The organism is Flagellimonas aurea, assembly GCF_017313785.1.
Lineage (GTDB): Bacteria > Bacteroidota > Bacteroidia > Flavobacteriales > Flavobacteriaceae > Flagellimonas > Flagellimonas aurea.
In genome coordinates this window covers 35,368-51,074 of record NZ_JAFLNL010000017.1, presented here as the reverse complement: position 1 = coordinate 51,074, position 15,707 = coordinate 35,368, and the positions used below count along the sequence as shown (strand labels likewise).

Annotated in this window: 10 protein-coding genes and 2 tRNA genes; 5 read left to right on the top strand and 7 right to left on the bottom strand. The window is 41.8% G+C overall.

Annotated features, from left to right (window positions below):
• Positions 1-244 precede the first annotated feature (244 nt).
• From J0656_RS19295 to J0656_RS19280, 4 genes are all read right to left on the bottom strand, one after another.
• The gene (locus J0656_RS19295; RefSeq protein WP_207036804.1) at positions 245-1,525 is read right to left on the bottom strand and encodes a site-specific integrase; all 1,281 of its coding nucleotides are present in this window, start codon (positions 1,523-1,525) and stop codon (positions 245-247) included.
• 227 nt (positions 1,526-1,752) lie between these two features.
• A tRNA-Pro gene (locus tag J0656_RS19290) sits at positions 1,753-1,827 on the bottom strand.
• Positions 1,828-1,843: 16 nt separating this feature from the next.
• A tRNA-Ser gene (locus J0656_RS19285) sits at positions 1,844-1,927 on the bottom strand.
• Positions 1,928-2,039: 112 nt separating this feature from the next.
• Complete coding sequence (locus tag J0656_RS19280) at positions 2,040-4,076, bottom strand: HD family phosphohydrolase (protein WP_207036801.1); 2,037 nt, start codon at positions 4,074-4,076, stop codon at positions 2,040-2,042.
• Positions 4,077-4,191: 115 nt separating this feature from the next.
• Here J0656_RS19280 and J0656_RS19275 point away from each other — a divergent pair, with 115 nt between their 5' ends.
• The gene (locus J0656_RS19275; RefSeq protein ID WP_207036800.1) at positions 4,192-5,367 is read left to right on the top strand and encodes an acetyl-CoA C-acyltransferase; all 1,176 of its coding nucleotides are present in this window, start codon (positions 4,192-4,194) and stop codon (positions 5,365-5,367) included.
• 20 nt (positions 5,368-5,387) lie between these two features.
• On the top strand, positions 5,388-6,140 hold the full coding sequence (locus J0656_RS19270; protein WP_207036798.1) for a C40 family peptidase: 753 nt from the start codon (positions 5,388-5,390) through the stop codon (positions 6,138-6,140).
• 49 nt (positions 6,141-6,189) lie between these two features.
• On the opposite strand, the gene J0656_RS19265 is transcribed toward J0656_RS19270, so the two are convergent.
• Together J0656_RS19265 and gyrA are read right to left on the bottom strand one after the other, a co-directional pair.
• Positions 6,190-7,452 carry a tetratricopeptide repeat protein gene (locus tag J0656_RS19265; RefSeq protein WP_207036796.1) on the bottom strand — a complete coding sequence of 421 codons (1,263 nt, stop codon included), beginning with the start codon at positions 7,450-7,452 and terminating at the stop codon, positions 6,190-6,192.
• A gap of 51 nt (positions 7,453-7,503) precedes the next feature.
• A complete protein-coding gene (gyrA, locus tag J0656_RS19260) occupies positions 7,504-10,032 on the bottom strand; it encodes a DNA gyrase subunit A (protein WP_207036794.1) in 2,529 nt (842 codons plus the stop codon).
• 261 nt (positions 10,033-10,293) lie between these two features.
• Between gyrA and J0656_RS19255 the strand changes: the two genes are divergently transcribed.
• From J0656_RS19255 to J0656_RS19245, 3 genes are all read left to right on the top strand, one after another.
• Positions 10,294-12,852: an ATP-dependent Clp protease ATP-binding subunit gene (locus J0656_RS19255; RefSeq protein ID WP_207036792.1), complete on the top strand. Its 2,559-nt coding sequence runs from the start codon at positions 10,294-10,296 to the stop codon at positions 12,850-12,852.
• A 202-nt stretch (positions 12,853-13,054) separates the two neighbouring features.
• On the top strand, positions 13,055-13,495 hold the full coding sequence (locus J0656_RS19250; RefSeq protein WP_207036790.1) for a BLUF domain-containing protein: 441 nt from the start codon (positions 13,055-13,057) through the stop codon (positions 13,493-13,495).
• Positions 13,496-13,690: 195 nt separating this feature from the next.
• Positions 13,691-14,110 (top strand): STAS/SEC14 domain-containing protein, encoded by a 420-nt coding sequence (locus tag J0656_RS19245; RefSeq protein ID WP_207036788.1) that lies wholly within the window; start codon positions 13,691-13,693, stop codon positions 14,108-14,110.
• Here the strand turns inward: J0656_RS19245 and J0656_RS19240 are convergent.
• Complete coding sequence (locus tag J0656_RS19240; RefSeq protein ID WP_207036786.1) at positions 14,107-15,642, bottom strand: NAD(P)H-hydrate dehydratase; 1,536 nt, start codon at positions 15,640-15,642, stop codon at positions 14,107-14,109. The two genes, J0656_RS19245 and J0656_RS19240, sit on opposite strands and share 4 nt — an antisense overlap.
• Between the last annotated feature and the right edge of the window lie 65 nt (positions 15,643-15,707).

Genomic DNA, 15,707 nt, shown 5'->3' with positions numbered 1-15,707 from the left:
GTCTATGGTGTAATCCAGAGTCGAAAACCATATGATATGAACCATATTTGTAATGACCCAAGACAATTGAATTGAAATACTCAGGATTTTATTTGGTTTTTAATAGAGTATATAAACGGCAGAGGGAAAAGAAGTGGCTTTATGCCGTCCCTTTTCCGAGAAATATTTTGCGACGTTTAGCTTTCGGGAATATTGTATGAATATATACCATTCTCTTTTTCATAGTAGTACAGAATATTCACACTTAAACTATTTTCAAATGGTCGAATTCTGTTGCCTTGTATTCCAATTTCTTTCTTGAACGCTTAAGTTTTTCCTTCAATTGGGCCATGTCCTTGCTGATTTTCTTTTCAATGACCCTGGCATATTTTTGGGTCGTTGATAATTTTGTGTGGCCTAACATTTTTGAGACCGTTTCTATGGGAACATCGTTCAAAAGGGCTATCGTAGTGGCAAAGGTATGTCGCGCTACATGGAAAGTTAGGTTTTTCTCTATCTTACAGAGCTTGGCTATTTTCTTTAGGTATTGATTGATTTTTTGGTCACTGAATACCCGTAAAAGCGAATGGCCGTTTTCTTCACATGGATAATCGGCATATTTCTCCAGAATTTCCTTGGCTTCATCCAATAAAGGCAACTTTACGGGGGTATTGGACTTTTGCCTTCTGACCATTATCCATTGTTCCCCATCTACACCTGTAACAATATCATTTTTACTTAGGTTCTTTACTTCTATATAGCATAGCCCTGTATAGCATGAAAAAATGAATATATCCCTTACCAAGCGCATACTTTCAAGTGATATCGATAGATTGGTCATTGTGTCGAGTTCGTCCCGCTCTAAAAAGGGGCAATCAAATTCCTCGTACTTCAATTGGTACAGGGCGAATGGGTCGGCTTTAAGCCAGCCGTGTTTCAACGCCAATGTTGTAAACTTCTGTAAACGCTCCAAATGCTTCATGATACCGTTGTTGTTCAATGGCTGGGATTTTCTCAAAGGTGGGCAACAGCGGAGGTAGTCCTCGAAATTGACTATAAAGGAATAATCCATTTGCGCTAAGTAAACATCGTCAACCTTGAATTCCTTTTTAATAAAGCGGTCAACATATTTCTCCGTAGCACGATAGTTTTTGGCGGTTCCAGGAGCCAATTTTTTAAGTTCGTTTTCCCTATGGTAGCGCATAAGGTCCTTACAGGTCAAAATTGCCCTGTCTTTTCCCAAATATCTCAATTTGACCGTCTGGGCCGTAATGGGCCTACCTTCGTCCTTAAGCTGTTTATAAGCTTTCTTGATGCTGGAGTTTATTTCGTCCAGGGCATCGTTGATGCTCTTCGCATTTGTTGCCCTTGTCCTTACGCGGTTTGCCTTATCGCACCAATTGTTTTCCAAAACGGATTCTTTGGCACTAATATCAACGGGCATACTATCTATCCAGATACGTGCATAGATGGGAGTAGTTCCGTCCCTTTTGATTGATGCTTTTTTCAACCAAAAATGGACATTGAATGTGTGTGTTGTTGTCATCACTTTCGTTTAGGTTAAACATTTCCTTGAACGAAAGCCAAATCGCCTCGAAAGTCAAATACGGGCTGTGAACTGTAAATTTAGGAATTTCTTTCCTAAAAAATAGGACACGAAATAGGACACTAACGGATATGCCTTCAAATGGCAATAAAAAAAACCAGTAAAAATGTATTTTACTGGTTTTCATTAATTTACGTATTAAATGATTTTATTTAATACCCTATTTGTCGGGGTGGCAGGATTCGAACCTGCGACCTCCTGCTCCCAAAGCAGGCGCGATAACCGGGCTACGCTACACCCCGAAAATTTTGGAAAAAGCGGAGAGACTGGGACTCGAACCCAGGCAGCACTTACGCGCTGACAGATTAGCAATCTGCTCCGTTACCACTCCGGCACCTCTCCTATTATGTTCTATGAACGTGCACCCTAAAAATGCGGATGCAAATGTACCTTTTCAGATGTAAGATCGCAACTATTTTTTCACTTTTTTAATGGAACTTTTATAATACCCCTGCTATTCAGGATATTCCACACGCAAATGATAAATATTTGTAAGCTTTTGTTTGAGTACTTTCTTCACCATCTCAATCTCCTTTAGGGTAATATTGGCGTTCAAGTATTGATTGGCCTGCATTTGACCTTTTACGATTTTCTCCACGAACTCATCAATAATGGTAAATGTAGGATTCTTCAAACTTTTTGATGCTGCCTCAACGGCATCGGACATCATTAATATAGCTGTTTCCTTGGAAAAAGGTATGGGACCCGGATACTCAAAATCACTCCTATCCACATCCTGTTCCAACTCTTGCTGTTTTTTATAGAAATAGTAGACCAATGTTGTTCCATGGTGGGTTCTTATAAAATCTATCACCCTGTCGGGCAGCTTATTTTTTCTGGCAATCTCTATCCCATTGATCACGTGGTCAATAATGATTTTGGCGCTTTCCTTCGGAGGAAGGTCATCATGTGGGTTAACATTGGTGATTTGATTCTCCGTAAAGTAAGTAGGTCGCTCCATTTTACCAATATCATGATAAAGTGCACCTACCCTTACCAGCATGGCATTTGCCCCTATTTCGTTGGCAGCTGCTTCTGCTAGGTTTGCAACTTGCAAAGAATGATGAAAAGTTCCGGGCGCCTTGTCCGAAAGTTCTTTGAGCAATTTGGAGTTGGTGTCGGAAAGCTCCAATAAGGACACGTCGGACACAAGTCCAAAAATTTTCTCGAACATATATATCAACGGTTGTGCAAAAAGCGTCAGCAACCCATTTAGAACAAACACACCGAATAATATCCATTCAATGTTGTCCATATTACCTTCGTGTATCGCGTGGAAAGCGAAATAACCAACAATATATATCAAGGTTATCTGACCTACGGAAATAAACAGGTTCGCCCTCTTATAAAGCTCAGAGGCCGTTAATATGGTAACTATACCCGTGATTATCTGTAAAAAGATGTACTCAAAACTATTGGGCACTATAAAACCAAGGATAAGTACCGTTAGTACGTGTACAAAAAGCCCTAATCTAGCATCAAAAAAGTTTTTTAAGATCAATGGTAGAATGCACAACGGAACCATATAAATAAAATCCTCATAATGCTTGACCATCATCGTTGTGGCGACAACCATTAATAAGATGTTGAAGAAAATGAATGTTACCTTATTGTTGTTCTGAAAGATTTCGTTCCTGTAACGTTTTAAAAACAAAAACAACATAATCAACACCAAAGCCACCAAAATGGTATATCCCAATAAAATGAAATAGTAATTGCTACCCATCCACAGATCGGACTCATATTCATCCTTAAGGGAATTAAGGATTTTAAAGTCATCACTCTCTACAATTTCACCTTTGGAAATAATCAATTGGCCCTGATCGACCTCTCCTCGTGTGTAGGATATTTTAGAAAGTTCTTCGTTCAAGGCACTTTCCGTAAGCGTGTCATCATAAAAAAGATTTGCCTTGAGACTGCTCCTCAGTAAAGGCAGAACACGTTCCGCCCCATCTACCCCCACATCCGAGAAAAGCTCGGTCACCTTCTTTTTTGCCTGTTCAAGGCTCAAATAATCACTTGGAGAAATGGGCTGTACTTCATTGCTCTTGACCACCACGGTAGATTTTGATTGTGGCAGGTTTTGAAAAATACCGCGAACATATATTTCATCAATAACTTCTTCAGAAGCGTTTCTCAGGGATTGTCGTTCCGAAGAGGTGTAGTTTCCCGATTGCAGAAGTGCATTTAATCCTTCCCGTACTTCTTGCTTTACATCAGAAATCAAGGACGCATTGTAGGTATAATAATCTGTTTTGTTGGCTCTAATGGAAGACTGTTCCTCCTGTATTTCCTCTTGAGTCTTTTGTATGGAAAAATCTATTGGGGCATATAGGTTTTCATATTGCCAAGGTTTTCCTTTCTGGAACTCATACTTAAACTTGCCTCCTTTTGGAAAGAAAAAAACAATGAGTGCCACCGATACTACATACAGGAAATACTTGTAGACCAGTGATTGGTGTTTATATACATTATCCAAAGTTTTTCCCATTCCGTAAAACTGTTAGCTTCAAAAATAGAAAATTAATATATAAGAAGTGAGTTGCCCCAGCTCCTTATCGGTTTGCATTTAAATTTAGTATTTTCGCAGGAGTAAAAATGCACATATGAAAAAAGTAGTAATCGTTTCCGCAGCAAGAACACCGATAGGAAGTTTTATGGGAGCTTTGTCCTCTGTTCCCGCACCCAAATTAGGTGCCGTTGCCATTAAGGGAGCGTTGGATAAAATAGGCCTTAAGCCCGAACTTGTAGAAGAAGTTTTGATGGGAAATGTGGTACAAGCAGGTACCGGACAGGCACCCGCCAGACAGGCTGCAATATTTGCCGGAATACCCAATACCGTGCCCTGCACCACAGTGAACAAAGTATGTTCTTCCGGAATGAAAACGATTATGCAAGGGGCACAATCCATCGCCTTGGGCGAAAACTCGATTGTTGTTGCCGGAGGCATGGAAAACATGAGCCTCATTCCCCATTACGCCTACATGAGAAGTGGAACCAAGTTCGGCCCCGCTACTTTGGTGGATGGTATGCAGAAAGACGGCCTAGTGGATGCTTATGATCAAAATGCCATGGGAGTTTGTGCCGATGCATGTGCAACCGAATATAAATTTAGCAGGGAAGACCAGGATGCCTACGCCATACAGTCCTACAAAAGGTCTGCAGAAGCATGGAAAAGTGGAAAGTTTGATAATGAAGTTGTTCCTGTAGAGGTTCCCCAACGAAGAGGCGAACCCATTGTGGTAAGCGAGGACGAAGAGTATAAAAATGTAAAGTTGGAGAAGGTAGCGTCCTTAAGGCCCGCATTTTCCAAAGATGGTACGGTGACCGCAGCCAACGCCTCAACCATTAATGATGGTGCTGCTGCAGTTGTTTTAATGAGCGAAGAGAAAGCTAAAGAACTTGGTTTGACACCTTTGGCGACCATTAAAGGATATGCCGATGCCGCACATGAGCCAGAATGGTTCACGACCGCCCCGGCAAAGGCGCTTCCAAAAGCGTTGGACCGTGCAGGGGTATCCATCGAGGATATTGATTATTTTGAGTTCAACGAAGCGTTTTCGGTAGTGGGTCTGGCCAATATGAAAATCCTTGGCCTTAATGATTCAAATGTAAACGTTAACGGTGGTGCGGTTTCCTTGGGACATCCATTGGGTTGCTCAGGAGCAAGGATTACCATCACCCTCTTGAATATATTGGAGCAAAACAATGCCAAATTAGGAGCTGCGGCCATTTGTAATGGCGGTGGTGGAGCATCATCCATTGTTTTGGAAAGAAATTAGTGATTCAATCTGTACAGTAAATGCAATATGGAATTTGTCCTCTAAGTATTGTTCCCATTAGAACAAATCCGGACGATTGTGCCGAAATGTCTTCCCAATTATTATACGGGGAGCATTTTAAAGTTTTGGAGAGCAGGAAAAAATGGAGCAAGATCAGGTCGGCTTATGACAAATTTGAAGGTTGGATTCCCAATAACCAATTTCGATTTATCGCCGAGGAGGTCTATGACCAAATAGACAACCAGGTTTCACAAAAGATATCCTCTGACATTATTTCACATATCTGCACCAACGATGGCATGCTATTGCCCATCCTTTTGGGCTCTATGATAAATTCCTCTACCCTGCTCAACCATACTTTTGAAGGAAATGTATGCATGGATCAAAATCCAAAGGAAAGCTTGGTGGATATCGCTGTCATGTACCTTAAAGCACCATATTTAGCTGGAGGAAAAACTCCATTCGGAATCGACTGTTCCGGCTTTACACAAATGGTATATAAAATAAATGGCCATATGTTGGAACGTACAGCGGAAGGTCAGTCCAAGCAAGGAGAAGCATTGAGTTTTATTGAAGAAAGCGAACCTGGCGACTTGGCTTTTTTTGATGATAACGAGGGTGTTATAGACCATGTCGGCATCATTCTAAAGGATAATTACATCATCCATGTAAACGGCCACGTGCGAATTGACAGAATAGACCATACGGGCATATTCAATTCCGAAGAAAAACTGTACACCCATCAATTACGGGTCATCAAAAAAGTGATATAAAAAAAGCCCCGAATTATCGGGGCTCATTTTTTATAGGATGCGAAAGTGATTACTCCCCCAAAAGCTTTTTGATTCTCATGAAGTTTTCATTGTCTCCCAAAGCTCCATAAATATTTTTCAACTGGGTCAAGATGCTTTCGTTATCTGGGTTTGATTGCAAAGCATCCTCCAAAACAGCAGCTCCTTCTTTGAACAAACTATCTTTTTTCTCCTTAAGCTCATCGTACTTGGCGATATCGGCCTTGGAGGTTCCCAATGCGTTCATTTCATCAATAAGACCATTACCTTCGTTCACGTATGTAGTGGAAAGGTTCAATAGTGCATTGATATAACCTGGATCAATGGCCAACGCTTTCTTGTAAGCATCCCTTGCATCTTGCAAGTTTCCTTGCTCCATATTGATTACACCGATATTGTACAGTAAATCGGCATTGTCGGGAGCCATAGCAGAGGCTTGCCCCATCAATTCCTTGAATTTGTCCTTATCCCCGATGGCATAGTATAGGTTAGCTTCACCCAAAACTAGATTTACATCTTCTGGGTTTTCAGCTCTTGCATCAGCATACGCTTCAATTGCTTTTTCGTTCTCTCCCATTTGTTGGTAGATCAAAGCGATGTTCTTAACGATTTCCGGTTTTTTGGATGGGCTGACTTCCTCTTTAGGATCTTTGTGCGTACCTGCTTTTACATAAAGGTCACGGGTTGCCTTGTCCATGGTTTCAGTTTCACCGGACTCAACGTTTACAGCAGTATATGTTGTAGACTCACCATTGTAACCCAAATCTTTAAGCTCTTTGTAATATTTTAAGGCTTCTTCATAATTCTGACCGTTTACAGCACTACTGGCTGCATAGTATAGATACACGGTATCTTTAGGGCTTAGTTTGTAGCCCATATACAATTTCTCTGCTGCGTCACCGAACTTTTTGTTATTGTTGTCCTCAACGGCAGAGTTTACCAAATCAGCCGTCATTTGGCTCATTTTTTCTTGTGCAACAGAAGTGTATTTGGATTTTCCGTCCGCTTCTTCTATTTCAACTACTTTGTTGTATGCATCAACGGCTTCTTGAAATGCGGAAACCTCGCCTTTTTTGGCCAACTCATAGTTTGCATTTCCCAAAAGGGCATAATACTCGGCCTGATCTTTCTCCTTGGCCGAACCGATTGTGGAAGATGCACTTACCAAAGCAGCTTTTGCGGCTGCAGCATCACCATCCTTAAGAGCCTTTTCTGCCGTCTTCATCTCATCCTTCTGGGCAAATCCTATTGTAGACACCCCTACGGCCAATAGCATTAATATTCTTGTTCTCATGTTTAAAATTGAAATTATTTAGTGTTTATCGATTATTACTTAATATACTAATTATTCTTTTTCGTCCGTAGTATCATCAATAGCCGTGCCATCTTCCCCTTTGACCTCGATATCCAAGATATCATCTTCGTCCACTGGGTCGTCCTCTTTCATCACTTTTGCAACGGCAGCTATTGAATCACTATCCTTAAGGTTGATCAGGCGAACCCCTTGTGTGGCCCTTCCCATGACCCTAAGATTTTCAACTCCCATTCGGATGGCGATTCCCGACTTGTTGATGATCATTAAATCATCGGTATCGGTAACGTTTTTGATAGCTACAAGACCTCCTGTTTTCTCGGTAATGGAAATGGTTTTGACACCCTTTCCTCCCCTATTGGTTATCCTGTAATCTTCAATATTGGAACGTTTGCCATACCCTCTTTCAGATACTACAAGAATGTTGTCTTCAAAATTATGAACGGAAACCATGCCTACGACCTCATCATTGTCATCGGCCAGGGTTACACCTCTAACACCAGAAGCATTTCTTCCCATCGGTCGTGTCTTGGATTCTTCAAAACGAATGGCTTTACCAGATTTGAGCCCAAGGAATATTTGACTGGTTCCTGTGGTCAACTTAGCCTCTAAAAGCTCATCCCCGTCTTTTACCGTAATCGCATTGATACCATTTTGACGTGGTCTGGAATATTGTTCCAAGGAAGTTTTCTTGACCGTTCCCTTTTTGGTTGCCATAATGACATAGTGACTGTTCACATAGTCTTCGTCCTTAAGGTCTTGGGTACAGATAAAGGCCTTGACCTTATCATCCTGTTCTATATTGATCAGGTTTTGGATTGCTCTACCTTTAGATGTTCTACTTCCCTCCGGAATTTCGAACACACGCATCCAGAAACATTTTCCATTTTGGGTAAAGAACAACATGTATTGATGGTTGGTACCCACAAATAGGTGCTCCAAGAAATCTTCATTTCGGGTAGAAGATGCTTTTTGACCAACTCCTCCCCTGTTCTGCGTCTTGTACTCGGTAAGCGATGTTCTTTTGATATAGCCGGCATGTGAAATGGTAATCACCACTTGTTCATCCGGAATCATATCCTCGATGCTCAAATCACCGCCCGCGTAGTTAATTTCGGACCTTCTATCGTCACCGTACTTCTCCTTTACTTCAAGAAGCTCATCTTTGATGATTTGCATTCTACGCTCCTTCTTTTCAAGAATATCCTTCAAATCTTCGATAGTCTTCAAAAGTTCCGCATGTTCTTCACGCAATTTGTCCTGCTCCAGTCCGGTAAGCTGACGCAAACGCATTTCAACAATTGCCTTGGCCTGAACCTCGGTCAATTTGAAGCGCTCCATCAATTTGTTACGCGCCTCCTCAACATTGGAAGAACCTCTAATGATCGCGATTACCTCATCAATATTATCGGAAGCTATGATAAGTCCCTCCAAGATATGGGCACGGTCCTCAGCTTTTTTTAGCTCGAACCTGGTTCTACGAACCACAACCTCGTGCCTGTGCTCCACAAAATGGTGGATAATATCCTTAAGGTTCAACAATTCCGGCCTACCATTGACAAGCGCAATATTGTTGACACTAAAAGAGGATTGAAGTGCGGTGTACTTGTACAACATGTTAAGCACAATGTTCGGAATTGCATCACGCTTCAAAATGTAAACGATACGCATCCCGTTTCTATCGGACTCATCCCTAATAGTAGATATACCTTCTATCTTCTTTTCGTTCACAAGGTCGGCGGTCTTCTTGATCATGTCCGCCTTGTTTACTTGATAGGGGATTTCGGTAACAACGATACTTTCTTTCCCCTGAACTTCTTCTATAGTGGCCTTGGCACGCATCACAACACGGCCGCGTCCTGTATGAAAGGCTTCTTTTACGCCATCATAGCCATAAATGATTCCCCCCGTAGGGAAATCGGGTGCCTTAATGTGCGTTATAAGCTCATCTATTTCAATATCATGATTATCAATATAGGCTACGGTACCATCCACAACCTCACATAGGTTGTGTGGAGGCATATTGGTAGCCATACCCACAGCAATACCAGAGGCTCCGTTCACCAATAAATTGGGGATACGGGTCGGCAATACGGTAGGTTCCTGAATGGTATCATCAAAATTGAGTTGATGATCCACCGTATCCTTATCGATATCGGCCAACATCTCCTCTGCGATCTTGCGCATTTTGGCCTCGGTATAACGCATAGCCGCCGGGCTATCGCCATCCACAGAACCAAAGTTACCTTGACCATCCACCAACATGTACCTAAGGCTCCACTCCTGGGCCATACGCACCATGGTATCATATACGGAAGAATCACCATGTGGGTGATACTTACCCAAAACCTCACCCACGATACGGGCGGACTTTTTATGCGAACTATTGGACCTGACACCCAAATCGTGCATTCCGTAGAGCACTCTACGGTGAACAGGCTTTAAACCATCACGAACATCTGGCAGGGCACGTGACACAATGACCGACATTGAATAATCAATGTAGGCAGATTTCATCTCATCCTCAATATTAATGGGAATTAACTTTTCTCCTTCCGCCATGCTTATTTATTATAGATTTTTTGTGGTTAAATTATCATGGCAATATACAGAAAATAGCAGCCTTTATAACCCTTTGCGAATACTTTATTAAAAAAATTATCAACATTACAGGTATTATCAACAATGCGATAATAAAGCTTTGTTAAATACCCGGAAAACATGAATTATTCCGACATTTACCACTACTTTATCGAATTAGGGTACGGTATTTGACCACCATAACAATACTTTTATTAATTTTAATTGCTGAAAAAGAAACGTATGGACGACAATTTTTCCCCCCGCGTAAAGGACGTTATAGCATACAGCAAGGAAGAAGCCCTTAGACTGGGCCATGATTTTATTGGCACGGAGCACCTTATGCTAGGTCTTTTAAGAGACGGAAATGGCAAAGCCATAAATATATTGGATGCACTCGATGTGGATTTGGACCACCTACGTAGAAAGGTGGAAATCCTTAGCCCCGCGAATCCAAATACAGGAACGATGCAGAAGGACAAGAAAAATCTTCATTTGACCCGCCAAGCGGAAAGAGCATTGAAGACAACCTTTTTGGAAGCAAAGCTATTCCAGAGTTCTTCTATAAACACCGCACACCTGTTGCTTTGCATCCTAAGAAACGAGAATGATCCAACAACCAAGTTGTTGCACAAACTGAAAGTGGACTACGACAATGTCAAGGAACAGTTCAAATCCATGATCACCAGTGACGATGACTACATAGACACCCCACAAGCGGAATCTTTTCCAGGGGACACAGATGATATGGGAGATAGTAAAGAAGGTTCTTTCGGTTCCGGAAGCGCTGCACAAAAAGGAAACAAAAAATCCAAGACCCCTGTTCTAGACAATTTTGGACGCGACCTTACCCGTTTGGCCGAGGATAACAAATTGGACCCCGTTGTGGGAAGGGAAAAGGAAATTGAGCGCGTTTCCCAAATATTGAGCAGACGTAAAAAAAACAATCCACTGCTTATTGGTGAGCCAGGAGTTGGTAAAAGCGCCATTGCCGAAGGTCTGGCATTGCGTATTATCAACAAAAAGGTTTCCCGAATACTTTACAATAAACGAGTGGTGACTCTGGATCTTGCCTCTTTGGTGGCCGGTACAAAATATCGTGGCCAGTTCGAGGAGCGCATGAAAGCTGTAATGAACGAGCTGGAAAAGAACGATGATATCATCTTGTTCATTGATGAGATACACACTATTGTTGGCGCAGGTGGAGCAACCGGAAGCTTGGATGCCTCCAATATGTTCAAACCCGCCTTGGCAAGAGGTGAAATTCAATGTATCGGAGCCACAACGCTGGATGAGTACAGACAATACATAGAAAAAGACGGTGCCTTGGAGCGTCGCTTCCAAAAGGTAATGGTAGAACCCACTACCGTGGAAGAGACCATCGAAATATTGATGAACATTAAGGGCAAGTACGAAGAGCACCACAATGTTAATTATACGGACGAGGCAATTTTAGCCTGTGTAAAATTGACCAACCGTTACATGACGGATCGTTTTCTTCCAGACAAGGCCATTGACGCCTTGGATGAAGCTGGGTCAAGAGTACACATCGTCAACATGGATGTTCCCAAACAGATCTTGGAACTGGAAAGCCAGCTCGAAGATGTTCGAGAACTCAAAAACAGCGTTGTCAAAAAACAGAAATACGAAGAGGCCGCCAAGCTAAGAGACGATGAAAAACGTTTGGAAAAAGATTTGGCAACCGCTCAAGAACGCTGGGAAGAAGAAAGTAAACTTCATAGAGAAACCGTATCAGAGGACAATGTTGCCGATGTGGTTTCCATGATGAGTGGCATCCCTGTTAACAGAATAGCACAGACCGAAAGCAACAAATTGGCCGAACTGCCCAATCTTATCAAAGGATTTGTAATCGGTCAAGATGAAGCCGTATCCAAGGTAGCAAGGGCAATCCAACGTAACCGTGCCGGACTTAAAGACCCGAACAAACCCATTGGCTCATTCATTTTCTTGGGCCAAACTGGAGTTGGAAAAACCCAATTGGCAAAAATTTTGGCCAAGGAGCTATTTGATTCCGAAGATGCCTTGATCCGAATCGACATGAGCGAATACATGGAGAAATTCGCCATTTCAAGATTGGTAGGTGCACCTCCCGGATACGTGGGTTATGAAGAAGGTGGACAGCTGACCGAAAAAGTCCGCCGCAAACCTTACTCTGTGATTTTATTGGATGAAGTGGAGAAAGCTCATCCCGATGTATTCAATATGTTGCTTCAAGTATTGGATGATGGTTTCCTTACCGATAGCCTTGGGCGTAAAATCGACTTTAGGAATTCTATAATCATTATGACTTCCAATATCGGTGCAAGACAATTGAAGGATTTTGGACAAGGTGTCGGTTTTGGCACCGCAGCAAAAAAGGCACAGGCCGACGACCACCAGAAAAGCGTCATCGAAAATGCCTTGAAAAAAGCATTTGCACCGGAATTCTTGAACAGGATAGACGACGTAGTCGTTTTCAATGCCTTGGAAAGAGAGGATATCCACAAAATCATTGATATAGAACTGAACAAGCTCTACAAAAGAATCAAGGAAATCGGTTACGATTTAAATCTATCCGACAAGGCCAAGGACTATATTGCCGACAAAGGTTTTGACAAGCAATACGGAGCAAGGCCCCTAAAGAGAGCAATCCAAAAGTATATCGAGGATTCATTGGCAGAGGAAATCGTGAATTCCAAACTGGAGGAAGGTGACAGTATTTTTATGGACTTGGATGAGAGCAAAGAAGAGCTTACCATCAAAATTAAAAAAGCTGAAAAATCTCCAGAAGCTGAAAAATAATCATTGTGATAAATTAAGGATAAGCCGGCAATAGCCGGCTTTTTTTATGTTCAATCCACCCCATCCATACACTATAACCGACCATATAACACATACAAACCCACCACAATCCGTGTCTATGTCAAAAAAATCATAATTCGGTCAAACCGCTTGCCCATTGCCGAGTAAAAAATTATGTTTGGAATTTATTCGCGACTAATCAATGACCTATACACTAACCTACGAATCGGAAATCGTAAACCCAATGGACAGCCATGAGATGGGCCTTCTATTGGAGCAATCCCGAAACAACAACAAACGCGACAATATAACAGGTTGCCTTATTTACTACATGGGTGGATTTATCCAAGTTCTCGAAGGGGAAAAGACAAAAGTCCTTGACCTTTACGAGAAAATAAAGTTGGACGAACGCCACAAGAACGTACATATGTTTTCCGAAGATGACGATGTGGAAAGAAGCTTCCCTAATTGGGGGATGGCTTACTACCCTATTGACGCCAACACAACGAACAAAAGTGAGTTTGAACAGTTCAAGAGAAATTTATTGCTATTAGCCGATTTCACCGAACCAAAACACCTGACCGCAAAACTATTCTGGGACAGGACAAAGTTTTTGATCACAAATCCACCAGAAGACCTTTAAGCCAAATCTTAAAATATTACGCTAAAAAAAAGGTTTTTAAGATAGTGTTTTAAAACAGTCAAAGATTGTGCTAAACCATGTTTTATGTCTGGGATGTACCATACATAAGATATTTTAGCGTTTAATCTATTATTTTTCCACCAGCCTTCCCTCCCCTCTAATTTCGTAGACGAGACACTATAATTACACTTGGGGATGAAAATAACTTCTAAAAAGAAGACCGTGGTGGTACGCGAGTACCAGCTGGAGGTAGGGACCGTACAGGTTTATCAAAATTACATGGTTGCTTCCTTCAACGAGGGCGCCACAATTACATTGGAAAGAACATATCAAATCATCGGAATATCAGAGATTCACTTTAGAGACCGAGATTTTGGCTATATCAGCTTAAGAAAAAACTCCTACGCAATCGACCCCACCGTTTACAACTACCTTAGAGGTCTTGATAACCTAAAGGCCTTTGCCATAGTTTCCAAAAAGGAGATAGACATGCATAACTTCAATATTGAAAAAATGTTCTATAAAAAGCCCATGGAATTCTTTATTGAGTTTGATAACGCCCTGGCATGGGTCCAAAAAAGACTTAAGATCAATATAGGGGACAAAAAATCCTAATTGCCCTCATTCTGTTCCATTTCTGGTTGACGGAGCAAATCAGCATAGGCATCCCCAATACTATCTACCAAAATTGAGGCCTTTAAAGCTTCGTATCCTTTTTTGGAAGCTCCCACATCTCCTGCCAATCCGTGTAAATAAACGCCAAATATCGCTGCCTCAATAGGTGGATATCCCTGTGCCATAAGACCGGTTATCATTCCCGTTAGCACATCACCGCTTCCAGCAGTTGCCATACCGGGATTTCCGGTAGTGTTCACATAACCTTTGCCATTATATATAGTAATCGTATGGGCGCCTTTGATCACAATCACCAAATTATGCTGCAGCGCAAATGCTTTGGCCTTTTCCAACTTTTCAAAATCAGAATCCCAATGTCCTATCAACCGTTCCAGTTCCTTTGGATGGGGCGTCAACACGGATAATTGAGGAACATCTTTCAACATTTCTGGGTTTTGTGATAAAATATTCAACCCATCCGCATCGATGACCATAGGTGATTTAATCTTCTTTAAGAATGAAGAAAAAGCATCAATCGTATCATCATCCTGTCCAATACCAACTCCTATCCCCACAACCGATGGTTCAAAAGGAATTTCTATCCTTGAAATATTCTTGTCCCTGGAACCGGTGAGCACCATCACTTCGGGAACTGCTGTTTGCAAGGAATCATATCCGCACTTTGGAACAAAAGCGCTGACCAATCCGCTTCCTACACTCAAACAGGCACTGCTTGCCAATTGCACAGCTCCTATCTTGCCATAACTTCCTCCAACTATAACCGAATGCCCGTAGGTTCCCTTGTGGGAGAACTTTAACCTGGGGCGATACATGGGCAATACCTCGGGTCGCCCGATCAATTCAAAATCTGCTTCGGTATTGGTAATAAAATCTTGGTTCAACCCAATATCGAGTACTTCCCATTGATTTAGATATACCCCTGTTTCCGGCAAAAAGAAAACCAGTTTGGGTAATTGAAAACTTAATACATAACTCGCCTGTATCACATAAGAAGTATTCCATGGCGCTCTATCCACAGGCAAACCAGAAGGAACATCCACAGACAGCACAAATGCGCGAGAATCATTGATATGTCCTATCAATTTTCCGACCCAATCATCGGGAACCCGGTTCAGTCCAATACCAAAAATGGCATCCACTACAATATCATTTGGAGAAATTTCGGGCAAATCGCTTTCCTTATTGATAAAGTCCGGCCACACCTTAAGGTCCTTCAACCGTTCCAAGTTCAACAAGAAATCTTCTGAGCGCTTGTCACTGTAATTCACAACATGCACTTTAATGGAATAATCATGTTCGTTCAACATTCTGGCCAACGCCATTCCATCCCCCCCATTGTTACCGATGCCGCAGAACAGTTGAATACTCACTTGGGTACCCCGTAAACGGGAATGGAGCCATTCGAACAACTGGGCGGCCGCCCTTTCCATGAGTTCTTCGCTCTTTATCTGTTCTTTTTGTATTGTGGATTTATCAGCTTGATAGATTTGATCTGCAGAGAAAATTTTCATTCAGCAATAAAAAATGGTTATTTGTGATATTTTCGCAAAAAACAACACCAATGATTTGATGAAGC

Excerpts from the sequence above, each read along its gene's own strand:
- J0656_RS19250 (WP_207036790.1), top strand. The coding sequence starts at position 13,055 with ATGACCTATACACTAACCTACGAATCGGAAATCGTAAACCCAATGGAC.
- J0656_RS19295 (WP_207036804.1), bottom strand. The coding sequence starts at position 1,525 with ATGACAACAACACACACATTCAATGTCCATTTTTGGTTGAAAAAAGCA.
- J0656_RS19280 (WP_207036801.1), bottom strand. The coding sequence starts at position 4,076 with ATGGGAAAAACTTTGGATAATGTATATAAACACCAATCACTGGTCTAC.
- J0656_RS19275 (WP_207036800.1), top strand. The coding sequence starts at position 4,192 with ATGAAAAAAGTAGTAATCGTTTCCGCAGCAAGAACACCGATAGGAAGT.
- gyrA (WP_207036794.1), bottom strand. The coding sequence starts at position 10,032 with ATGGCGGAAGGAGAAAAGTTAATTCCCATTAATATTGAGGATGAGATG.
- J0656_RS19245 (WP_207036788.1), top strand. The coding sequence starts at position 13,691 with ATGAAAATAACTTCTAAAAAGAAGACCGTGGTGGTACGCGAGTACCAG.
- J0656_RS19255 (WP_207036792.1), top strand. The coding sequence starts at position 10,294 with ATGGACGACAATTTTTCCCCCCGCGTAAAGGACGTTATAGCATACAGC.
- J0656_RS19240 (WP_207036786.1), bottom strand. The coding sequence starts at position 15,642 with ATGAAAATTTTCTCTGCAGATCAAATCTATCAAGCTGATAAATCCACA.
- J0656_RS19265 (WP_207036796.1), bottom strand. The coding sequence starts at position 7,452 with ATGAGAACAAGAATATTAATGCTATTGGCCGTAGGGGTGTCTACAATA.
- J0656_RS19270 (WP_207036798.1), top strand. The coding sequence starts at position 5,388 with ATGCAATATGGAATTTGTCCTCTAAGTATTGTTCCCATTAGAACAAAT.